The 21,864-nt window shown below is 68.8% G+C and carries 22 protein-coding genes; 9 read left to right on the top strand and 13 right to left on the bottom strand.

The window, feature by feature from the left end; all coding sequences use genetic code 11:
- Positions 1-19: 19 nt before the first annotated feature.
- On the bottom strand, positions 20-958 hold the full coding sequence (gene lipA / locus BLV25_RS11460; RefSeq protein WP_092733348.1) for a lipoyl synthase: 939 nt from the start codon (positions 956-958) through the stop codon (positions 20-22).
- Positions 959-1,049: 91 nt separating this feature from the next.
- Here lipA and htpX point away from each other — a divergent pair, with 91 nt between their 5' ends.
- The 4 genes from htpX to BLV25_RS11480 are packed head-to-tail and all read left to right on the top strand — an operon-like array spanning position 1,050 to position 3,815.
- A complete protein-coding gene (gene htpX, locus BLV25_RS11465) occupies positions 1,050-1,922 on the top strand; it encodes a zinc metalloprotease HtpX (RefSeq protein ID WP_092733351.1) in 873 nt (290 codons plus the stop codon).
- 41 nt (positions 1,923-1,963) lie between these two features.
- The gene (gene pspAB, locus BLV25_RS11470) at positions 1,964-2,569 is read left to right on the top strand and encodes a PspA-associated protein PspAB (RefSeq protein ID WP_021074601.1); all 606 of its coding nucleotides are present in this window, start codon (positions 1,964-1,966) and stop codon (positions 2,567-2,569) included.
- Between the two features lie 5 nt (positions 2,570-2,574).
- On the top strand, positions 2,575-3,186 hold the full coding sequence (locus tag BLV25_RS11475; RefSeq protein WP_256335705.1) for a hypothetical protein: 612 nt from the start codon (positions 2,575-2,577) through the stop codon (positions 3,184-3,186).
- The gene (locus BLV25_RS11480) at positions 3,183-3,815 is read left to right on the top strand and encodes an IMPACT family protein (RefSeq protein ID WP_092733354.1); all 633 of its coding nucleotides are present in this window, start codon (positions 3,183-3,185) and stop codon (positions 3,813-3,815) included. Before BLV25_RS11475 ends, BLV25_RS11480 begins: the two co-directional genes overlap by 4 nt.
- A gap of 240 nt (positions 3,816-4,055) precedes the next feature.
- Here the strand turns inward: BLV25_RS11480 and BLV25_RS11485 are convergent, their stop codons facing one another.
- Positions 4,056-4,274: a DUF7569 family protein gene (locus BLV25_RS11485; protein ID WP_021074598.1), complete on the bottom strand. Its 219-nt coding sequence runs from the start codon at positions 4,272-4,274 to the stop codon at positions 4,056-4,058.
- Between the two features lie 121 nt (positions 4,275-4,395).
- Positions 4,396-5,073 (bottom strand): uracil phosphoribosyltransferase, encoded by a 678-nt coding sequence (gene upp, locus BLV25_RS11490; RefSeq protein WP_021074597.1) that lies wholly within the window; start codon positions 5,071-5,073, stop codon positions 4,396-4,398.
- A gap of 141 nt (positions 5,074-5,214) precedes the next feature.
- On the opposite strand from upp, the gene BLV25_RS11495 reads away from it, so the two are divergent.
- Complete coding sequence (locus BLV25_RS11495) at positions 5,215-7,524, top strand: ATP-dependent DNA helicase (RefSeq protein ID WP_039401096.1); 2,310 nt, start codon at positions 5,215-5,217, stop codon at positions 7,522-7,524.
- 43 nt (positions 7,525-7,567) lie between these two features.
- On the opposite strand, the gene BLV25_RS11500 is transcribed toward BLV25_RS11495, so the two are convergent.
- Both BLV25_RS11500 and BLV25_RS11505 read right to left on the bottom strand, forming a co-directional pair.
- Positions 7,568-8,026 (bottom strand): NOB1 family endonuclease, encoded by a 459-nt coding sequence (locus BLV25_RS11500; protein WP_092733357.1) that lies wholly within the window; start codon positions 8,024-8,026, stop codon positions 7,568-7,570.
- Positions 8,026-8,271 (bottom strand): PRC-barrel domain-containing protein, encoded by a 246-nt coding sequence (locus BLV25_RS11505; RefSeq protein WP_021074594.1) that lies wholly within the window; start codon positions 8,269-8,271, stop codon positions 8,026-8,028. The genes BLV25_RS11500 and BLV25_RS11505 overlap by 1 nt, the downstream gene beginning before the upstream one ends.
- Positions 8,272-8,470: 199 nt before the next feature.
- Between BLV25_RS11505 and infB the strand changes: the two genes are divergently transcribed.
- Entirely contained in the window at positions 8,471-10,264 is a 1,794-nt protein-coding gene (gene infB, locus BLV25_RS11510; RefSeq protein ID WP_092733360.1) for a translation initiation factor IF-2, read from the top strand.
- 66 nt (positions 10,265-10,330) lie between these two features.
- Here infB and BLV25_RS11515 read toward each other — a convergent pair whose 3' ends face one another.
- The 5 genes from BLV25_RS11515 to BLV25_RS11535 all read right to left on the bottom strand — a co-directional run bounded on the left by BLV25_RS11515 (position 10,331) and on the right by BLV25_RS11535 (position 16,228).
- Positions 10,331-10,714: a DUF5811 family protein gene (locus BLV25_RS11515; protein ID WP_092733363.1), complete on the bottom strand. Its 384-nt coding sequence runs from the start codon at positions 10,712-10,714 to the stop codon at positions 10,331-10,333.
- Between the two features lie 192 nt (positions 10,715-10,906).
- Positions 10,907-11,461, bottom strand: coding sequence for a pyruvoyl-dependent arginine decarboxylase (locus tag BLV25_RS11520; RefSeq protein ID WP_021073177.1), 555 nt, complete (start codon positions 11,459-11,461; stop codon positions 10,907-10,909).
- Between the two features lie 101 nt (positions 11,462-11,562).
- Positions 11,563-12,786, bottom strand: a complete 1,224-nt coding sequence (gene pan2 / locus BLV25_RS11525) for a proteasome-activating nucleotidase Pan2 (RefSeq protein ID WP_039401107.1) — start codon at positions 12,784-12,786, stop codon at positions 11,563-11,565.
- 92 nt (positions 12,787-12,878) lie between these two features.
- Positions 12,879-14,360, bottom strand: coding sequence for a tRNA guanosine(15) transglycosylase TgtA (tgtA, locus tag BLV25_RS11530; RefSeq protein ID WP_092733366.1), 1,482 nt, complete (start codon positions 14,358-14,360; stop codon positions 12,879-12,881).
- A 44-nt stretch (positions 14,361-14,404) separates the two neighbouring features.
- The gene (locus BLV25_RS11535) at positions 14,405-16,228 is read right to left on the bottom strand and encodes a site-2 protease family protein (RefSeq protein ID WP_092733369.1); all 1,824 of its coding nucleotides are present in this window, start codon (positions 16,226-16,228) and stop codon (positions 14,405-14,407) included.
- 132 nt (positions 16,229-16,360) lie between these two features.
- On the opposite strand from BLV25_RS11535, the gene BLV25_RS11540 reads away from it, so the two are divergent.
- Positions 16,361-16,579: a hypothetical protein gene (locus tag BLV25_RS11540; protein ID WP_021073182.1), complete on the top strand. Its 219-nt coding sequence runs from the start codon at positions 16,361-16,363 to the stop codon at positions 16,577-16,579.
- A 144-nt stretch (positions 16,580-16,723) separates the two neighbouring features.
- Here the strand turns inward: BLV25_RS11540 and BLV25_RS11545 are convergent, their stop codons facing one another.
- Entirely contained in the window at positions 16,724-17,713 is a 990-nt protein-coding gene (locus tag BLV25_RS11545) for a 5,10-methylenetetrahydromethanopterin reductase (RefSeq protein WP_092733373.1), read from the bottom strand.
- 16 nt (positions 17,714-17,729) lie between these two features.
- Entirely contained in the window at positions 17,730-18,497 is a 768-nt protein-coding gene (locus tag BLV25_RS11550; RefSeq protein WP_092733376.1) for a coenzyme F420-0:L-glutamate ligase, read from the bottom strand.
- 129 nt (positions 18,498-18,626) lie between these two features.
- Here BLV25_RS11550 and BLV25_RS11555 point away from each other — a divergent pair, with 129 nt between their 5' ends.
- A complete protein-coding gene (locus tag BLV25_RS11555) occupies positions 18,627-19,712 on the top strand; it encodes a zinc ribbon domain-containing protein (protein WP_039401119.1) in 1,086 nt (361 codons plus the stop codon).
- 10 nt (positions 19,713-19,722) lie between these two features.
- Positions 19,723-20,352 carry a zinc ribbon domain-containing protein gene (locus BLV25_RS11560; RefSeq protein WP_021073187.1) on the top strand — a complete coding sequence of 210 codons (630 nt, stop codon included), beginning with the start codon at positions 19,723-19,725 and terminating at the stop codon, positions 20,350-20,352.
- 407 nt (positions 20,353-20,759) lie between these two features.
- Here BLV25_RS11560 and BLV25_RS11565 read toward each other — a convergent pair whose 3' ends face one another.
- Positions 20,760-21,821 (bottom strand): aldo/keto reductase, encoded by a 1,062-nt coding sequence (locus tag BLV25_RS11565; protein ID WP_092733379.1) that lies wholly within the window; start codon positions 21,819-21,821, stop codon positions 20,760-20,762.
- Between the last annotated feature and the right edge of the window lie 43 nt (positions 21,822-21,864).

A 21,864-nucleotide genomic window follows, 5' to 3' on the forward strand; every position in this document is an offset into this window, starting at 1 on the left:
TCGTCGGCCGCCGAAGGAGTCACGCCTCTCCGGCCGCGCGGGCGCGACGCCGCGCGTGTTCGACCGAGTCACCCTCGCGCAGCAGGGCGTCGACGAACAGCTCGCCGGCCTTGTACGAGGATCGCACCATCGGTCCCGACGCGCAGTACAGGAAGCCGAACTCCTCCTCGGCGACCCGGCGCCACGTCTCGAAGACGTCGGGATGGACGTACTCGAAGACGTCGAGGTGTGAGCGGGACGGCTGCAGGTACTGCCCGAAGGTGACGATGTCGACGTCGATCTCGCGGAGGTCCGAGAGGGTCCGGTAGACCTCGTGGTCGTACTCCCCGACGCCGAGCATCAGGCTCGTCTTGGTGTGGACGTCCGACGTTCGGTTCACGCGGTCGAGCACCCGGAGGGACTGGTCGTAGCCGGCGCGGCGGTCGCGAACCGGCCACTGGAGCCGTTCGACCGTCTCGACGTTGTGAGCGATCACGTCGGGTTCCGCGTCGATGATCCGGTCAACGGCGTCCGGATCACCTCCGAAATCGGGGATCAGCACCTCGACGAGGATCTCGGGATCGCGGTCGTTGATCGCCCGGATCGTCTCGGCGAAGTGCGCAGACCCCCCGTCCTCGAGGTCGTCGCGGTCGACGGAGGTCAACACGACGTACTCCAGGCCGATCTCCGCGACCGCGTCGGCGACGTTCTCGGGTTCCTCGGGGTCGAGCGGCTCCATTCCGCCCGTTTCGACGTCACAGAAGTTACAGCCGCGGGAGCAGCGGTCGCCCATCAACATAAACGTCGCCGTTCCCGGACCGTCGCGGCCGGACCAGCACTCGCCGAGGTTCGGACAGTTGGCCTCCTCGCAGACCGTGTTGAGGTTCCGGTCGCGAAGCGTCGACCGGATCTCGGTGAACCGCGTTCCGGACGGTGGTCGCATCTTGAGCCAGTCCGGCTTCCGCCGCCTCGATTCCATACCGAACCTTGGATCCGAGACGGAAAAAGCGTCGGGGTCGCGGAGCAGCCGGTTCGGCAGCCTTTAACATCCGCACCGGATATCCGCACGTATGGAGTGGAGCACTGACTGGGGACTCAGGGGCAGAATGGCGTTCACGATGTTCCTGCTGTTCGCCCTCTACCTCGTCTTCATCGCGTTCCTCCTGGAGACGGGAATGATCAGTATGGGCGGGGCGATCGTCTTCATGGGCGCGTTCTCGTTCATCCAGTACTACTACAGCGACAAACTCGCTCTCCGGAGTATGGGCGCCAGAACCGTGGAACCCGACGAAGCGCCGGATCTTCACCGGACGGTCGAGCGACTGAGCCAGCAGGCCGACCTCCCCAAGCCGACCGTCGCGATCGCCGACACCAAAGTGCCGAACGCGTTCGCGACCGGTCGCAACCAGCGGAACGCGACCGTCTGTGTCACCACCGGGCTGTTGAACACGCTCGACCAGGAGGAGCTCGACGGCGTGATCGCCCACGAGCTCGCCCACGTCAAGAACCGGGACGTGATGGTGATGACCATCGCGTCGTTCCTCTCGACGATCGCCTTCTTCGTCGTCCGGTGGGGCTGGCTCTTCGCCGGCGACGACCGGAACGCGCCGCCCGTCTGGGTCGCGATCGCGGTCTCGCTTCTGATCTGGGTGATCTCGTTCCTCCTCATCCGCGCGCTCTCGCGGTACCGCGAGTTCGCCGCGGACCGGGGCGCGGCCAGCATCACCGGCAATCCGAGCGCGCTCGCGTCCGCCCTCCAGCGGATCGACGGACGGATGGACCGCGTTCCGACCGAGGATCTGCGCCAGGAGGCGGAGATGAACGCCTTCTTCATCATCCCGATCCGGTCGGGAATCATCGGGAAGCTCGCCAGCACGCACCCGTCGACGGAGCGGCGGATCGAGCGGCTCCGCGAGCTCGAGCGCGAGCTGGAGACGGCGTGAGAAAGGCCCTAATCCCTCGGGGTCATACGGCCGGACAGTAGATGGGACTCTTCGAGACGATCCGGTCCGTGTTCGGCACGAACGCGGAGTCGGACGCAACGCGCGAGGCCGACCCCGAGGACCTGTTCGGGATGTCGACGGCCTATATGACGATGGAGGCGGACCTCGGCTACGACCACGTCGGGGAGGCGGCGCTGTGTTTCTCCGGCGTCGACTCCACGGCGTTCGCCGACGCGGTCGACGACGTCGAGGCCATCCTCGAGGCCGGCGAGGCGGAGACGGGGACCGGCTTTCACCAGTACGAGGACGACCACGGCTATCGGTGGTTCGTCCTCGAGGACGACGATCCCGAGGACCTCGTGACGAGCGTCCACTTCGCGGCCGACACGTTCGTCGAGGCCGGGTTCGGGTCGCGACTGCTGGCGGCCGTCTTCGGCTTCGAGACGGACGACCGGCGCGCCTACTGGATCTACTCCTTCCGTCGCGGGGCCTATTATCCGTTCGTCCCGACCGGAACCAGCGACCGCGACGAGCGCGTCGAGTTCAAGCTCCAGTCGGTCCTCGGGTCCGAACTCGACGTCGAGGACGACGAGTCCTACTGGTATCCGCTGTGGCCGGACGCCCCCGGCGATCATCCCTGGGAGTGACTGGGATGGACGAGTCGAAGGTGAGGTCGGACGGGTCGACCGCGAGGCCGGACGGGTCGGACGAGGCGGGAACGGCGGGAGGCGACTCCGACGACGACCACGACGGGAACGACGGAGCGTCTCGAGACGACGCCCGATACGGCGGCCGGGACCGCTCCCCGAAACCGGTGCTTCGGGCGATCGCGGTCCAGGCGGCGATCCTCTCGGCGGCGACGCACGTGCTCTGGGCGTGGCCGCGTCTCGGCGCGGGCTCCGACCCGCGCCCCGCCACGTTCCTCCTGGCGGCGGCGTTCACCGTGTTGATCGCGGGCGCGACGGTTCGGGGCGGGGAATACCGGCGACTGTACGTCCTCGGTGCGGGGACGCTCGCGACGTTCCTCGTCGGCTTCCTCCTGTGGCATCGGACGGCCCCGGTTGAAGCCCTGATGGGCGACCCGTACGCGCTCGTCGGAAAGGTCGCGGAGGTGATCGGCGTGGTCGCGTTCGTCGCGCTCTACCGGCTCGCACCGCCGACCGCGGTCGCGCTCGAACGTCGCCGTCCGAACGTCGACTCCGAATCCAACGAGAACTCGGACCCAGAAGCCCGCGAGAACGCCGACGGCGGAGCGGGCGAATGACCGAGACGTACCGGACGGTCGCCGAACGGGCACGGATCGCCTTCGAGGTGCGGGGCTCCGAGTTCATCGGTCACGTCGGGCCGGCGGCATCGGTCGAGGCGGCGGAGACGTTCGTCGACGCGATCGAAACGGAGTACGCCGACGCGACCCACAACGTCCCGGCGTACCGCGTGCCCGCGGCGCCGCCGGAGGAACGGTCGTCGAACGGGACCGTGATGATCCGGGAGTACGCCAGCGACGACGGGGAGCCCTCCGGCTCCGCCGGAAAGCCGGCGCTAAACGTCCTTCAGGGGCGTGAGCTCCGCAACGTGGTCGTCGTGGTCACGCGGTACTACGGCGGGACGAATCTCGGCGTGGGCGGACTGGTGCGGGCCTACGGACGCGCGACGAGGGAGGCCATCGACGCGGCCGGCGTCCGTGAGGAGGTCCCGCACATCCACCTGACGGTGACCTGTGCGTACGACGACTCCGGGACCGTCCGGGGAATCCTGGAGTCGGCGGACGTCGCCTTCGAGGCCGACTACGACGTCGACGTCGCCTTCGAGGTTCACGTTCCGGTCGGGGACGCCGCGGATCTCGCGGATCGGCTCCGGAGCGCGACCAGCGGACGCGTTTCGATCGACGACTGATCGGCGTCCGTCGTGAAGAATTCCGTCACGAAGGGTTCCGTTATGAAATGGCGAACAGGCGATGCGGATTCCCGACCAAACGCGAGGACGGAACTCGCTCGATCGGCACGGAACGTGGCTCCCACGGCGGGACATCGCGCACCCGCTTCGCCGACCGTGGGGCAAACGGTCAGGACATACGGCGGCTGAGTCGGCATCGGGGATATACCTCCGGACGGCTCCGGACCCGAACCGACGGGATCAGTCCACGATGATGTCGGAATTGCCCTCGGCGACGCCGCCGGACTCGGGTTCCATCTCCCGCTGGTAGCGGTCGATCCACTCGGCGAAGCAGTCGGGACAGAGCCGCTGGGTGTCGATGTTCGCGCGGTCGACGCTCAGCCGAATCGTTCGGGCGAGCGCGTCCGGCGTCGGGTCCCCGCAGGCGCTACAGGGCTCGTCGGGCTCCGCGTCGGTCATACCGATATCTATCCGGGCAGTCTCTTAAAAGGGGCGGGCGGTCGGCGCGCGGAGGCAGGGCCGGCTCGGTCGGGGCGGGGTCAAGCCGATCGGGGCAGGTTCGAATCGGTCGGAGACGGAATCAGGTCGTGCGGAACGCCCGATCGCCGGCGTCCCCGAGCCCCGGAACGATGAAGCCGTCGTCGTCGAGGTGGTCGTCGATGGAGACCGTGAGCAGGTCGGCCTCGGGAGCCGCGTCACCGACGCGAACGAGGCCGTCGGGCGCCGAGACCGCCGAGAGGACGAACAGGTTCTCGTAGCCGTCGGCCTCCGAGAGCACGTGGTCGAGGACGGCACACATCGTCGAGCCGGTCGCGAGCATCGGGTCGGCGACGATGACCGTGTCGTCCTCGGTTATCTCCGGGAGCTTCACGTAGTCGATCGTGATCGGGAACTCGCCGGCGTCGTTCATCCCGGCGTCCTCGTCGCGTCCCGCGGAGATGACGCCCTGTTTGGCCCGGGGGAACGCCTTGAGCAGCCCCTCGACGAACGGGGTCGCGGCGCGCAACACGTTGATGATCACGACGTCGTCGAGCCCCTTCACGCGCTCGCCGGTCGTCTCGGCCAGCGGCGTCGTGACGGGGACGTACTCGGTGTCCATCGCGCCGTCGATGATCTCGTAGCCGCATATCCGACCGAGCTTGACGAGCCCCTTCCGGAAGGCGACCTGCTCGGTCTCGACGTCCCGGAGCCGCGAGAGGGTGTCCTTCGCCAGCGCGTGCGTGATGAGGTAGGCGTCGTCGCGGTCTTCGATCGTCATTGTCGGCGATACCGGTCGCCGAGTCTTTAAAAATCCGGTTTCCGCCGCCTGATGGACGGGATGGGGTGCTCGCGGCGGGTCGGGGAGCCGGCTCCGTGAGCGACCCGACCCCTTTTAGCCGATGCCGGCCAAGCCACGGTCGTGTCAGACCCGGCGTACCTGCGGTTCTTCCCGTACGAGGACCCCTACCCCAACCAGCGCGAGGCGATGGACAGGGTCGCCAACGCGCTCTCGCGCGGCCAGGACGTCCTCTTCGAGGGCGCGCCGGGGACGGGGAAGACCCTCTCGGCGCTCGTCCCGGCGCTCGAGCACGCACGCGAACACGACCGGACGGTCGTCATCACCACGAACGTCCACCAGCAGATGCGCCAGTTCGTCGAGGACGCGCGGGCGATCACGCGAACGGAGCCGATCCGCGCGGTGGTGTTTAAGGGGAAGTCGTCGATGTGTCACATCGACGTCGATTACCAGGAGTGTCAGACCCTGCGGGACACGACGCGGTCGCTCGTCGAGACCGAGTCCGACAAGGGCGAACTCGAGCGTCGCCAGCGTGAACTCCTCGCGGAGAGCCGTGACGGCGACGCCTCGGCCGCGCAGGCCCGGGAGGCCGTGATGGAGGAACTCGACGAGCTGGAGGACGAGCTGGCCGAGATCGACGCCGCGAACGTCTGTGACCACTACTACAACAACCTCACGCGGGACACGGACGCGTTCTTCGAGTGGCTCTTCGAGGACGTCCGGACGCCCGAGGACGTCTACGAGTACGCCGAGCAGCGCGATCTGTGCGGCTACGAGCTGCTGAAGGAGGGAATGGAGGGCGTCGACCTCGTCGTCTGTAACTACCACCACCTGCTCGACCCGACGATCCGCGAGCAGTTCTTCCGCTGGATCGACCGGGATCCCTCCGAGATCATCACCGTGTTCGACGAGGCGCACAACGTCGAGGACGCCGCACGCGAGCACGCGACGCGGACGCTCACGGAGACCACCCTCGAGTCTGCGCTCGAGGAGATCGACGGGAGCGACGACTCGAGATCCGAGGCCGCGAGGAACGTCGTGTCAGCGTTCCACGAGGCGCTCGTCGAGACGTACGATTCGGCCCTCGGCTTCGGGGCTCGAGAGTCGGTCGGCGACCGATGGGAGGACGTCTCGATAACCAACGAGGACCGGCGCGACGACCTCACGCTCGCGTTCCTCGACCGATACGAGGGTCGGGGGATCGACGTCGAGGCCGAGCTCGCGGTCCAACTCGGGCGAGCGCTCGACGAGGAGTACGAACGACAGTATCGGGAGGGGGAAACCACGAGCCGGAAGGAGTCTGGAACCCTGCAGGCTGCACGGTTCATCGCGACCTGGATGGACGAGGGCGCGGAGTTCGGCCAGTATCCGGTCGTCGCGGTGCGACGCAACGAGACCACCGACGAGGTCTACGGCCGGGCGGAGCTGTACACCTGCATCCCGCGGACGGTCACCGGCGAACTGTTCGATGAGGTCGCCGCGTCGGTCCTGATGAGCGCGACGCTGCGTCCGTTCGACGTGACCGCCGACGTGCTCGGGCTCGAGGACGTCGCGAGCCTCGCCTACGAGCTCGCGTATCCGGAGTCGAACCGAGTCACCTACGCCGTCGACACGCCGCCGCTGTTCGCCTCCGACCGCTCGGACCCGGACGTTCAGGGAACGGTGGGGCAACTGCTTCGGGACGTCATCCGGTTCACGCCGGGAAACACGTTGGCCTTCTTCCCGTCGTACGCGGAGGCCGAACGGTACCACGAGCGGCTCCGAAGCGGGATCGACGGCGGTTCAACGGCCCAAAGCGACGGACGTGGAGCGTCGGGCGGACGATCGGAATCGGCGGACGCGGGATCGAGCGCGGCCGAAACGGGATCGAAGGCGGCCGGAGCAGGATCGAAGGCGGCCGGAGCGGACTCGCTCGGGACCCTCCTCCTCGATGGATCGAGCGCGGAGACCGAGGACCTGCGTCGGCGGCTGGTCGGGAGCGACGACTGCGCGCTGTTCACCTCGCTGTGGGGGACGCTCGCCGAGGGCGTGAGCTTCGACGACGACGCGGCACGGACGGTGATCGTCGTCGGCGTCCCGTATCCGCACCTCTCGGACCGGATGGAGGCGGTCCAGGCCGCCTACGACCGCGCGTTCGCGGACGGATCGGGGACTCGCGATCCGGGATGGACCTACGCCGTCGAGGTGCCCACGATCAGGAAGACGCGGCAGGCGCTCGGCCGCGTCATCCGAGGGCCCGACGACTTCGGGGTGCGGATCCTCGCCGACCGGCGCTACACCGACGCGGACATGGGAAAGTACTCGGTCAGGGATCGATTCCCGCCCGAGGAGCGCTCGGAGCTCATCGACATCGCGCCGGAGAAGGTGAAGTTCGGGATGTTGAACTTCTTCGCGGACCACGACGCCTACGACGGGGATCCGCCGAGCCCGTAACGCGTCGAGACGGCGGCGGCCCTGACCCGGATCCGGCCGCGCCTCAGGTCGGATTCTTGCGAGTCAGGTCGCTCCCGCAGATCGGACACCGGTCCCGGTCGTCCTCGAACGTCCGTCCGCAGCCGGCACACTGGAACAGCCACTCGCGCTCCTCGGTGATGCCCTCGCGCGCGATCGCGTCGACGGTGACGCCGAGTCGCTCGGCGACGTTTTGCATCGCGTAGTCGTCGGTGACCAGCGTCGCGTCCAGCTCGACCGCGGCGGCGATCAGCCGGACGTCGGTCGCCGAGAGCACGTCGGCGTCGCCGGACTCGCGCGCCGCGCGCTCGACGCGCCTGATCGCGTCCGCGTCGGGAACGTGGACGTGCATCCCCGACCCCTCCATCGCGTCGAAGCGGAGGGCGTGACCGCCCTCGAGCTCCTCGTGGACCGCCGGGATCGACGCCGTCGGCCCGTCGACGTCGTACTCGTGGATGAACGCCGACGAGTCGAGGACGTGCATTACCGCGAGACGACGATGTAGTCCTTCACCGCCTGCACGTTCCCGACCGGGATCTTCAGCCGGCCGCGGTCGTCGGCGGCGAACCCGACCCGACCGGGGTCGAGCTGCTCGTGTGGCGAGACGAGCAGGTTCCGCAGCTCGCCCGTCTTCAGGTCCATCGTGATGTTGTACAGGTCGCCGAGTTCGGTCCCGTCCGATCCCATTACCGCCTTGCCCGAGAGGTTCTCCGCGAGGATGTCGGCCATACTGTGACCGATCCGGGCGGTCACCTTAAACGCCACGGGGCGTCAGACGGCCGACGGACGCGGCGAACTTCGGTCGAGCCGCGTGTTTTCGGGCGGGCACGGGCAACGGGGGCTTCGTGACTGCGCTCCTCGACGTTCTGAAACACTTAACTGGCGTCCACGACTCGAACACGGTAGTAACCTTCTCGGGGGCATTTCGATGACCGACGACACACACTCCGACACCCTTCGAACGCCGATCGTCGCCGTGCTCGGCCACGTCGACCACGGCAAGACTAGCCTGCTCGATAAGATACGCGGATCGGCCGTCAGCGAGGGCGAGGCGGGTGCGATCACCCAGCACATCGGGGCGACCGACATCCCGCTGTCGACGATCTCCACGATGGCCGGCGAGCTCGTCCAGCCGGAGGACTTCGATCTCCCCGGACTGCTGTTCATCGACACGCCGGGACACCACTCCTTTTCGACCCTTCGCGCTCGCGGCGGCGCGCTCGCGGACATCGCGGTCCTCGTCGTCGACGTGAACGACGGCTTCCAGCCGCAGACGGAGGAGGCGATCGACATCCTCCGACGGACCGGAACCCCGTTCGTCGTCGCCGCCAACAAGATCGACACCACGCCGGGATGGAACCCGCGGGAGGGGAAGCCGGTCCAGGAGACCTACGACGCCCAGTCGGACCGCGCCCGGTCGATGCTCGACGAGAACCTCTACGCGCTCATCGGGGAGCTCTCGGACGCGGGGTTCTCCGCGGACCTCTACTGGCGCGTCCAGGACTTCCAGAAGAACATCGGCGTCGTCCCCGTCTCCGCGCTGACCGGCGAGGGGATTCCGGACCTGCTGACCGTGCTGATGGGACTGTCCCAGCGGTTCATGAAGGGAGAGATGGCGATCGACGTCTCGGGACCGGGCGTCGGGACGGTCCTCGAGGTGAAGGAGGAGCGGGGCTTCGGCGCAACCGTCGACGCCGTGATGTACGACGGCGTGATCCGGACGGACGACCAGGTCGTCATCGGCGGCCAGGACGAACCGATCGTCACGGACATCCGGGCGCTGCTGCAGCCGCAGCCCCTTGCGGAGATCCGGACGGAAAAGCAGTTCGAGAAGGTCGATTCGGTCGCCGCCGCAGCGGGCGTGAAGATCGCCGCCCCCGACCTCGAGGACGCGATGGCCGGCGCGCCGGTCCGGGTCGTGCGCGACCGCGATCTCGACGACGTGGTCGCGGAGGTGACCGCGGAACTGGAGGAGATCGACGTCGACACCGCCGAGGACGGGGTCGTGATCAAGGCGGACACGCTCGGCTCGCTCGAGGCGATGGCGAGCGCGCTCAAGGAGGCGGAGATCCCGATCATGCGCGCCGAGGTCGGCGACATCGCGCCGCGGGACGTCGCGATCGCCGAGACCGCGAACCAGGACGAGCACAAGGCGATCCTCGGGTTCAACGTCGACGTCCTCGCGAACGCCAGGGACGAGCTCGAGGCCGCCGACGTCAAGCTGTTCACCGACGAGGTCATCTACCAGCTCATCGAGGAGTACGACACCTTCGTCGAGGAGCGCAAGCGCGCCCAACAGGAGACCGTCCTCGACAAGATCGTCAGGCCGGCGCGCTTCCGGCTGTTGCCCGACCACACCTTCCGTCAGAACGACCCCGCGGTCGTCGGCGTCGAGGTGCTCGCCGGGACGCTCCAGAACAACCGGCACGTCGTCGCCTTCGAGAACGGCGAGCCCGACCGCCGGGGCCAGCTCTCCGGGATCCAAAAGCAGGGCGAGGACGTCGAGGAGGCCCGCGCGGGCGAGCGCGTCAGCGTCGCCATCGACGGGCCGACGGTCGGCCGCCAGATCGAGGAGGGCGACGTCCTCTGGACGGAGATCCCCGAAAAGCACGCGAAGATCCTCGAACAGGAACTCGCCAACGACATCACCGCCGACGAGCTCGAGGCGCTCCACGGCTACCTCGACAAGCGTCGGAGCCGCGATCCCTTCTGGGGCAAGTGAGACGATCGAGGGACTGCGACCGACCGGACTGTGACGGACCGGACTGCGATCCGTCGCCCCGCGGCGTCACTTCGCCGTGGGCGTGATCTCGCCGACCGCGTCCATCACCTGGAGGGCCGCGCTGGCCGCCAGCCCCTTCGCGACCTCCTCGGTGTCGGTGTCGGCCAGCCCCGTCTCGAGGTCCTCGACGTCCGGGGCGAAGCCGGCGGAGACGGGGTGGCCGGCCGGCGGGTTCACCGCGACGGTCGCCTGTGGCCCGTTGCTGCCGACCGACAGTTCGGACCCAACGACGTAGCTGTCGGGGAGGTACGACTCCGTTCGCGAGACGATCCCGGCGACGGCGGTTCGAAGCTCGCGTTCCTGGGTCGCGGACAGCTCGACCGCGTCCCGGTCCGGTTCGCCGGCCGGGGTGACGCCCGGTGCGCCCGCGTACGGATTGTTGCCGTTCATTGAGATTGGGATCGATAGGGGAAGCGCATTCAAAAAGGCGTCGCCGAACCCGGCATCGGTCCGAGCGAGTCACCCGGGCTCGACGGACCGGAATGGACCCGGATCGGGACGACACCGGATCGAGTCGGCTCGTCGATTCGTCTCGTCGGGTCGTCCCATCGATTCGTCTCGGCGATATCGGCTCGGACCGACTCACACGATCGGCTCGGAATCGCCGTAGGCCGCGACCACGACGACGCACGTGTGTGCGTCCGGAGACGGCGTTGCGGACTCGACGAGCGTCTCACGGTCGGGAAGGTCCCAGTCGCGGAGGGTCGCGCCCGCGTCGAGCCCCTCGTGGATCCGGTCCCGAACAGCTTCCGGCTCCGTGCCCGGTACCTCGTAGAACAGTCCCGGGCCGGGGCCCGTCGCCCACCCGAGTCCGGCGGCGATCGTCGACGGTCGGTCCGCGTCCGGTTCGGCGCCCGTGGTCGACTCAGCGCTCGAGGTCGGCTCGGCGCCCGTGGTCGATCCGGCGCTTGTGGCCGGCCCGAGGTGGCGTTTCGCCTGGACGACCGTGAGCCGGTTGCCGGCCGGGCCCAGGTCGGGCGCGCGATCGACGCTCGTGACGGTCGCGTCCGCGGGGACGATCGAGGAGACGGTGACGAGGTTGTAGTTGTGCAGGTTCGCGTCCGCGAGCGCCGCGTCGTAGGCCGCCATCGCCGTCGGGGCGACGCCGACGCCGGCGGCGACGTGGATCGATGCCATCGCCGAGGGTCGGCGGCCGACGCGCTAAGCGGTTTCGAAACCGAACGGAAAGACGCGGGCCGACGGACCGGAGACGGCGCCGTAACGGGCGACGGCGGCGGTCAGTACTGGTAGTGGATGTTTCGGTCGGCGGCCTCCTCGGCCGAGTCGAGCTTCTCGACCGCGTCCGCGAAGTCCGCGCGGGTGACCTCGGTCCGGCCGTCGCGGATCGCGAACATTCCGGCCTCGGTGGCCAGCGAGGCGAGATCCGCGCCGCTGAACTCCTCGAGGTCCGCGACGAGTCCCGAGAGGTCGAGGTCGTCCGCGACGTTCATGTCCTCGGTGTGGATCTCGAGGATCCGTTCGCGGGCGGCGGCGTCGGGCTTGGGGACCTCGATGAGGCGGTCGAAGCGGCCGGGCCGGAGGATCGCCTCGTCGAGCATGTCGAACCGGTTCGTGGCCGCCATGATCCGGATCTCGCCGCGGTCGTCGAAGCCGTCCATCTCGGAGAGCAGCTGCATCATCGTCCGCTGGACCTCGGCGTCGCCGGAGGTCTTCGAGTCCGTCCGTTTGGAGGCGACCGCGTCGATCTCGTCGATGAAGATCACCGCGGGCTCGCGGTCGGCCGCGAGCTCGAAGAGGTCACGGACCAGCCGCGAGCCCTCGCCGATGAACTTCCGGACGAGCTCGGAGCCGGCCATCTTGATGAAGGTGGCGTCGGACTCGTTGGCGACGGCCTTCGCGAGCATCGTCTTGCCGGTCCCCGGCGGGCCGTGCAGCAGGACGCCGCTGGGCGGCTCGACGCCGACGGTCTCGAACGCTTCGGGGTTCTCGAGGGGGTCCTCGACCGCCTCGCGAACCTCGCGGATCTGCTCGTCGATGCCGCCGATGTCCGCGTAGGTCACGTCGGGGGAGGCGTCGACCTCCATCGCCTGGGCCCGGGCGTCCGTCTCGTCGTCGAGCACGGTCTGGATCGCGAAGGAGTCGTTGATAGCGACGCGGTCGCCGGGTTCGAGGTCGCCGTTCACCGAGGTTGCCGTCTCGGTGAGCACCTCCTGGTTGTTGCCGTGCTGTTTGATCACGACGCCCTCGTCGGTGTGCTCCTCGACCGACGCGATGTACAGCGAGGAGGTCTTCAGGACCTCGTTTTCCCGTTTCAGCTCGTCGACGTCATCCTGTAGCTGGTCGCGCTGCGTTTCGGCGTCCTCGAGCCGCCGCTCGAGCTCCTCGTTCACCTGCACGATCCGCCGGAAGTGTTTGCGGATCGCTTCCAGCCGTTCCCCGTCGCTCATCTCGGGATCGAGGTCGAGACGGGGACGGTCCGGCAGTGACGGACTGTGGGACATTCGTTGCCGGTGGTACGGTTCCGGCGTACATGTGCCTTTGGGTCACGGCCCGTTTTCCGCCGATCGGGGACGGGACCCGGCCCCTGCGAAGGTCAGCGTCCGATCGTCGCGAGGTTCTCGAGCGCGACCGACGCGGGAAGACGGTCGAGGACCGTTGCCTCCCAGTCGTCGTGGGCGAACGTGACCTCGGTTGTCGGGTGTTCACGGGCAAGCCGTGCGACGCCGTCGGCCGCCGCCCGGCACAACTCGGTATTCGGTCGGCTCGGCGCCTCGGCGGTCAACGGGTAGGTCTCCGCGAGCGCAGGCGGGACGGGGCCGAACGGCGGTTTGACCCGCCAGACGGCGTCGTACTCGTGCTCCGAGGGCGGCTTCGTGACGGTGAGCAACAGCGACTCCGGGAGGGACAGCCGATCGAGCCGGTCGTGGTAACGTGCGACCTCGGGGCGGCGGGCGGATTCGGCCGACAGCGAGAAGAACGTCCCCTTCGAGACCGGGTCGGTCGCCTCGAGCTGTTCGCGGTGGTCGAGCAGCGCCCGGTAGCCGTCCCACATCGCCGGATGACCGCGGGCGCGTCGCTCGACGAGCTCGAGCAGGGACCCCGACCGAACCGCCTCCTTCACCCGGCGCAGCTCCTCGAGGGTGACGTGGAGGTTGTGTTCGGCGAGCAGCCGTTCCCGCTCCGCGTCGCCGGCGTCGCGGAGGGATGCGGGCGTGTGGTCGGCACAGACCGGGCAGGAACACGGCAGGTACGTGAGGTCCTCGAGGTGTTCGGTTCCCGAAACGGTCAGGTATCGCCCGTCGCGGGCCATCAGCGCGTACGCCGCCGAGTCGAACAGGTCGCAGCCGCAGGCGACCGCGAGCGCGAGCATCATCGGGTGGCCGGCGCCGAAGAGGTGGACCGGACAGTCCGGGTCGAGCCCGCGCTTCGCGCCCAGCACGACGTCGACGACGTCGGCGTATCGGTAGCCGTTCATCAGCGGGACGACCGCCCCGACCGGGAAGACGTCGAGGTCGGTCCCGGCGGCGTGACGGCCGGCGCGTTCGCGGAGGTCGGGATACGTCGATCCCTGGACGGGAGCGTTCACGAGCATCTCGCCGGTGTCGACGGCGGCGGCATCGGCAAGGGCGGTCTCTGTCGTCTCGAGGTCGGCCGCCGCGCGCTCGCGGTCGACGTCTGGCGGCGTGGGGACGTCGACCGGCGTGGCGATGTCGGAGCCGATCGCGTGCTGAAACTCGAGGATCTCCGTCGTCGTCACGTCGATGTCGCCGTACTCGGCGAGCTGGAACGAGCCCGAGTCGGTCATGATCGCGCCGTCGAACCCGAGGAGGTCGTGCAGCCCCTCCTCGAGGGCGCGCTCCCGGACCCGGTCGGTGCTGTGGATGATGTAGGAGTTGGTGATCAGGGCGTCGACGCCGAACTCCGACCGCAGGCGTTCGGGGTCGATCGTGAGCACGTTCGGGTTGATCACCGGCAGGAGGGCCGGGGTCTCGACGGTCACGCCGGCCCGCGGAACCGAGAGGCGGCCGATCCGGCCCGCGCCGTCGTGGTCCCGGATCTCGAACTGCTCGCGCATACCGCGTCTGCGTCGGGGCCGGCGGTAAGGGTTGCGTTCGTCGGTCACCCGAGCACGACCGGACCGAACAGCATCACGAGCAGGGCGACGAGCATCGTCACCCCGACTCCGGTGGTGATCGTCCGGGTGAGCTGCGGCTTCGCGTCGACCGGCAACCGCGAGACGACCGCCTCCGTGGCGGTTCGGAGGATCCGCCCGCCGTCGAGCGGGAAGGCCGGGATGCAGTTGAAGAAGGCGAGCTGGAGGTTGATCCAGCCGGTCCAGAAGAGCACGTTCGCCCCGAGGAAGACGACGGGGTCGCCGAGCGCCGAGAGCGGTCCGGTCACCTCGTAGAACTGGACGTTGGTCCCGACGAAGCCGGCGAAGTTGTACTGGACCGACGGGTCGACGATCGAGTAGAACGGGAGGACGGTGATCAGAAGCAGCGTGCCCAGGAACGTGTCGCTCGCCGCGCCGGTCAGCATCGAGAGGTACTGAGCGGCCGGATAGCCGGTCACGCCGAGGCTGTCGACCGACACGCCGGAGACCCCGGCGGCGATCTGGACGCCGAGGTAGGCGTCGCCCCCCGCCATGGAGGTGTTCTCCGCAGTCGAATCCGCCCCCGCAGCGGAGCCGCCATCGGCGGCGCTCGACCCCAGAGTGACGGCGAACTCCTCACGGTCGCCGTCGACGTAGCCGACGACCGGCACCTCCTCGCCGGGGTCGCGCGCGTCGATCGCCGCGCTGAGGTCCGCGCGGTCGACGACGCGGTCGTCACCCACGGCGGTGATGACGACGTTCTCGCCGGCCGGCACGTCCGCGGTTGCGTTGAGCGGCCCGTCGGGGACGACCACTGCCAGCGCGCCGATCGGGGCCTCCACGGTCGTCCCGTTCGTCGTCTCGATGACAGCGACGTGGTCGTCGGCGACGGCCTCGCGGAGCGCCGCCTCGGTCCGGACCGGGTCGCCGTCGACGGTCGCGATCGTGTCGTTGACCGCCAGCCCGTCGTCCCCGGCCAACGGCGACGTCTCCGCGACGCCGGTCACGAGCAGGGACCGGTCGACGGTTCGCTCGGTTCCGTCGTGGAGCGTGACGGTGACCTGCTCGTCGGCGTTGGCAGCGAGCCGGCGGGTGAGGTCGGTTCCGTTGTCGACCGGTTCCCCGCCCAGCGCGACGATCCGGTCTCCGGGTCCGATGCCCGCCTCCGCGGCCGGCGATCCCGGATACGCTCCGCCGACCGCCGCGCCGGAGGCGACCGAGACCGCGCCGCCGATCGGACCGAAGAGGAGAGCGAACGCCACGAGGACGACGATGAAGTTCGCCGTGACGCCGGCGGCGAACATCCGGGTTCGGCTCCCGCGGGTCGCCTCCGTCGTGGACTCATCGTCGGGCTCGACGAATGCGCCGACCGGGATCAGCGTGAACAGCGCCAGCCCCATCGAGTCGATCTCGATGTCCTCGACGCGGCACAACAGCCCGTGTGCGCCCTCGTGGACGACGAGGGCGACGAGCAGCCCGGCCACGATCTCGAGGGCTACCGAGAGGGGGAGGAAGTCGTTGACGCCGGGGATGATGAGGACGTTCTGGGGCGTGTTGATGCCGGTCGGCTCCGGCGGGTTCGAGAGCACGCTGAGGGCGTTCGCGATCAACAGCAGGAACGTCCCGACCATGATGACGAGCGCGACGCCGACGCCGAGGTTCGCGATCGCCCGCCAGAGACGCTTCGGCGCGGAGAGCCGGTCGAGAAGCGCCTTGCCGCGTTTCGTGTGGATCGTCGTCATCGGTCCGGAGACCCGTACCGACCCGGGGAGCAGCCCACGGTTCTGCAGCCACGCCGCCGCCGCCGTGTACGCGAGCACCCCCAAAAGGATCCACAGCAGGGTATTCATCACCCACCCTTCGGGATCGCCCGGGGTAAGGAGTTCGGTTGCGGAGGCCGACGGACGAAACGTTATCTTCGGGCTCACTGCCGCCCCCGAGCAGAAACAACACCCAAATACCCCTCCGCCCTACCGTGGGGTATGACACCAGTCGAGTTCCTCGCGGAACTGGTCTTCGGCGTGTATCAGCTCGCAACCATCTTCCTCGAGAACGTGGTGGCCAACGGCGACCCGCTCTCGATCCTCGCGTTCCTCGTGGGACAGGTGCTGCTCGTCGGGTCCATCGTCGCCATCGCCTACCTGACGGTCGGCGCGCTGGCGAGCACCGTCGGCATCCAGCTTCCCTCGCCCGGAAAGTGAATCACGCTCGGACGGACGCCGAATAGTCCGTCTCGCCGCGATCAGGACGCTTTTCGGTCCCGGTTTTCGTTCCAATTCGATCCCGGGCCTCGTGTCCGTTCAGTCCCGGTTTCGTCCCCGTTCGATCCCGATTTTTCTCCTCCGCTACGCCGAGAAGACGTCGCCGAGCGCCGACGCGGCCGCGTCGATCGCCGCGTCGACGTCCGGCCCGATCGGCGACCCGACCACGAGTCCGTCGACGTGCTCCGCGAGATCCATCGCGCGGTCACGGACGTCCGCCGGCGACCCGGCGAGACAGAACGCGTCGATCATCGCCGGCGTCACCGCCTCGAAGGCGGCGGAGAACTCCCCGGCGCTGACGTGATCCCCGACGGTTTCGGCCGCCTCTCGGTCGATCCCGTGCCGGTCGAGCACCGGCGGGGCGGCCCCGGCAGCGATGAACGCGACCGCGGGACGGGCGGCCTCGCGCGCCGCGTCGGAATCCTCGTCGACGCTGACGCTCGCGTACGCGACCAGCTCGAACGCGCCACGGTCGTCCGGGCGATCCGCGAGCCCGTCCGCGACCTGCTCGCGCGCCCAGCGTAGGTCGGCCGGATGGGACCCGTTGAACAGCAGGCCGTCGGCGTGCTTGGCGGCCATCCGGCACATATGGGGCCCCTCGCCGCCGACGTAGACCGGGATGTCGCTCCCCTGCGGCGGCTCGTAGTTGAGGCCGGCGTCGGTCGCCGCGAAGGTCCCGTCGTGGTCGATCCGCTCGCCGTCCCAGAGTCGTTGGGCGGATTTGAACGCCTCGAGAACGGGGCGAAGCCCCCGCCGATCCTCGAGTCCGAGGTTCGAGAGGGTCGACGGATCGCCGGGACCGATGCCGAACACCGCCCGTTCGTCGGACGCCTCGTCGAGCGTCGCGAGCCGCGAGGCGAGCGTGACCGGGTGCGTCTCGAGCGGGTTGGCGACGCCGGGACCGAGCCGGATCGTCTCCGTCTCGACCGCCAGTCGGGAGAGGAACGCCCAGGGGTCGCGGTTGTTGTAGTGACACGTCGAAAACACGGCGTCGTAGCCGACCGCCTCGGCTGCGCGTCCGCGTTCGACGAGTCGATCCAGTTCGTCCTCCGGCGTGAGTTCGATTCCGAGCATACTGGGTCACCAAGCGTCAGGTTCCGTCCCCGCCGTCGTACCGCCACTCGCGGAGCGCCTGCCGAACGAAGTCGGTCTCGACGTCCCGGAAGTGCGCGTCCGAGCCCGCGTGGTCGCCGAACTCGAAGTCGCGAACGACCACGACCGGCGTCCCGCCGTCGCCCTCGCCGGCGACCAGGTTGGCGGCTGCCGCGAGCTCGTCGACCACGTTCTGTACGGTGACGCCGAGCTCGCGACCGTCGCGGTCGTGCTCGCCGCGCCAGTCGCGGCTGGCGGGCAGTCCCGACCAGCCGATCGCGACCCCGCGCTGGCCGTGGCGGAACGGTCGGCCGCAGGTGTCGGTGACGACCACGCGGTCGGCGGGCAGCCCCGACCGGATCCGGTCCGCGCTCTCAGTCGGCCGCTTCGGGAGCAACAGGAGGTCGCCGTCGGCGACGTTGGACCGGTCGATGCCGGCGTTGACGCCGACGTGGCCGAACCGGCTCGCGGTGAGCAGGAACGGCTCCGCGAGGATGATCTCGGTCGACTCCTCGAGGACCGCCTGCGCGAAGCGGGGATCCTTCGAATCGCCGGTGGCCGCCTCGAGCCGATCGGCGAGCTCCCTGGCTCGCGGACTCGGGGAGAAGTCGTCGTAGTCGCGGACGCGGCCCTCGGCCTTCGAGACGACCGTACTCGCCACGCAGACGACGTCGTCGGGACGGAGGTCGACGCGCTCGTCGATCAGCGCGGCGAGATCGTCGCCCTCCCGTATCTCGGGCAGACCGGGGACCGCGAACAGTTCCATACGTGCACGGATCGGTCGGGACGGGGGAAAACCCCGACGGTACTGGCGGGGACGGCCGGAACCCACGGAAGCGTATCAAATACCCGGAAGGAATAAGTGAGGGACGGGAGCCTTATCTAAGCAAGCGCGATGCCATCGAACAACAGGGACGACTCGGATCGGGACGAGGAGTCCGACGACGGTGAGTGGCAGTTCGGGTCGAACGACGATGATCGAGGGGGAACGGACCGGTCGGGTGGCCGGTCGCGGTCCGGACGATCGGACCGCTCGCGCCGATCGCAGGGACGACGCGACGACGCCGGAACCGACGACGCGAGCCGCCGAAATCGACGGAACAGAGGATCGACGCGACGCTCCGAACGCGACGACGGGTCGCGGGACCGGAACCGCTCGACGGAGCGAACTGGCGGGCGATCGAACGCCCGCGGACAAGGGAACACACGGGGTGACAACGCCGAAAACCAGGAGTCCACCTCGGGGGGAGCCGGGTCGGCCACGTCGTCCAACAGCGGCGGGGCTTCAGGATCCGGCGGTCACGCGTCCGAAAGCCGATCCGGTGGGGGATCGAGCGCCCATCACGACGGATCGAACGCGAACGGCGGTGCGGATGAAACTGCCGGAGCGGCGGGATCGGCCCGGACGCAGAGCCAGCCGCAAGCCGGCGGACAGCCGGCGGCGGAAACGCAACCACAGGCCGGCGGACAGCCGGCGGCAGAAACGCAACCGGAGACCGGCAACCGAGCGGAGGGACGGCCAGCCGGCCAGCAGCCGCGAGGGACGGGCGGGGGCGGTCAACCCGGTCCGGACGAGGTCTACTGTACCAGCTGCGGCGAGGTCATCAAGGAGCGTGCCGAGATCTGTCCCAACTGCGGCGTCCGTCAGCAGGCCGCGACACCGGCTCCCGCTGGCGCGCCGGCCACGGGGGGTGCCCCTGCCGGCGGTGGGGGCGGCGGCGGTGCTGCCGGCGGCGGAATGTCGGAGATGCGGAAACGAAAGCTGCAGAAGGTCGCCGGGAAGGACAAGACGACCGTGATGCTGGTGAGCTTCCTCCTCACGCCGGTCGGATACCTGATGGTCGACGAGACGATGTATGCCGTGATCAACCTGTTGACCGGGAACTACTTCTTCCTCGGCTGGCTCATCGTCCCGTTCCACACGAAGGGGATCATCGAAAGCGCCCGGCAGGAACTCGACCAAGCAGGTGTAGCGTGGTGAGTCATCACGAATGAGCGTCACCGAAGTCTACTGTCGAAGCTGCGGCGAACGGATCAAGGCCGACGCCGAGATCTGTCCCAACTGCGGCGTCCGGAACCAGGCCTACCAAGGCGGTCAGCCGGCGCAGGGCGGTCAGCCGGCCCGAGGCGGCGGACGCCGCGGTGCGGGCGGCGGTGGACAGCCACGCGGCGGGACCGCGACCCAACGCCCCTCGCCGTCCGACAGCTGGGTGTACGGCGTCGGCCTCGGCGCCGCCCTCTGGGTGATCGTCGCGCTCCTGCAGTTCCGCGCGATGTCGGCCGTGCAGGGCATCCAGGGCGGCGGCTCCCCGCTTGCGGCCGGCAGCCAGGCGCTCACCTCGCTGCTCGTCGGCGGGCCGGTCCAACTGATCGCGTGGATCGTGTTGCCGATCGCGTTCTACTACGACATCAAGTACGTGAAATACGCGACCGACTGGAGTCCGTCGACCGGCCTCTTCGTGGGGTTGGCCGCGCTGGCGCCGATCCTGAGCAGCATCGTCGGAATGGTTGCAATGGTCGGAATGGGGATCCAGGGAATGTTCGTCGGCAGCATTCTCGTTCCCCTTGCCGTCGCCGGACTCTCGGGGTACTACCTCAAGCGCCGGTACGACCTGGTCTAGATCGGGTGACTCAAGCCCCGTCGGGCCCTAGCGTCGCCGGGCGGCGGTGACGAGGGGTTACCCCCACCGAGCCCCGTGTGACGATGGGTTTTCTCCCGAGCCGCCCGTTTCGACGCATCCGTCAGCGGCGGTGACTGTTCTGCTCGGCGATATCGGAGGGCCTCACCAGCCCGAAGCGAAAGTGAACGAGACGCCGCCAACGAGGCAGCAGTCACTCGATCTCGACTCGAACGATCCGGGTAGCGGATGCTGCCACTCGGCCGGTGGTTTATCCACGATAACGCATCACCTCGCCGCGTGACGTAGCCGATCGTCCACGTCGGTCGAGGCGGGAGTCCGGCACGCCGTCGTGGAACGCGTTCGCGGTGCCGGCTGTTCGCCACTCCGAACCGGGGGTCGGAAATCCGTCAGTACGAGGCCGCCCGCTTGTCGAGTCCCGCGGCCTGGATGTCCTCGCCGTCGACCGAGGTTCGCAGCTCGTCCATTCCGTCGAAACGGTCGATCCCGAAGTTCTCGGCGTACAGTTCCTGGACGCGCTCGTACTCGTCCGCGGAGAGGGGGGGGACGTCGCTTGCGGCCGCCCACTCGTCGATGTCGTCGGTCGTCCGGAAGGTGGGGGTCACCGAGGCGACCTCGTCGTGGTAGAGCAGCCACTGGATGGCGGCCTGGCCCATCGTCCGATCGCCGTCACGCTCGAGGAATCGGATCGCCTCCAGCTTCTCCCAGCCGGTTTCGTACCACTCGTCCGGGCGGTAGGACCGGTGGTCCCCCTCCCCGAGTTCCGTCTCCGGCGTGACCTGCTCGTTGAGCAGTCCCGAGGAGTGGGGCACGCGCGCGAGGACCGACGTGTCGGCGTCCAGTTCCCGGATCGTCTCGATGAAGTGCATACCGGGATCCTGCTCGAACAGGTTGAACACCGTCTGCACCGCGTCGAAGACCTCGTATTCGGCTGCCGCGTCGCCCTCGGCCAGCCAGCCGATCGAGGGACCGAGCGCCCAGCCGATCGATTCGGCCCGACCGTCGGCTTTGAACTCGCGGAGCACCTCGAGCACCTCCGGCGTCACTTCCTCGACGTTGGCGTTGTGCAGTTGGAGGAACTCGACGTGATCGGTGCCGAGTCGGTCGAGCGACTCCTCGAAGGCGTCTCGGAGGTAGTCGGGGGTGAGCTCCTTGGGCAGCTCGCCGTGGCCGGCCTGCGGGTTGTTGTAGAAGTCGTAGCCGATCTTCGTCGCGAGCGTCACCTCCTCACGATGCTCGCCGAGCGCGCGGCCGAGGAGCTCCTCGGAGTTTCCGTGGCCGTAGACGTCGCCGGTGTCGAAGTAGGTGATCCCGCGATCGAGGGCGTGTTGGACCATCTCGACCGCCTGGTCCTCGGTGCGGTCGCCCCACCAGTCGGTCCCGATGACCCAGGCGCCGAAGCCGATCTCGCTCACTGCAACCCCGGAGTTCCCGAGCTCGCGGTCGTGCATACGTCGAGGTAGGGGATCGTCCCACTTAGCGCGTGTGGTTCGG

It is taken from the genome of Halopenitus persicus, assembly GCF_900107205.1.
In the GTDB taxonomy this organism is placed as follows: domain Archaea; phylum Halobacteriota; class Halobacteria; order Halobacteriales; family Haloferacaceae; genus Halopenitus; species Halopenitus persicus.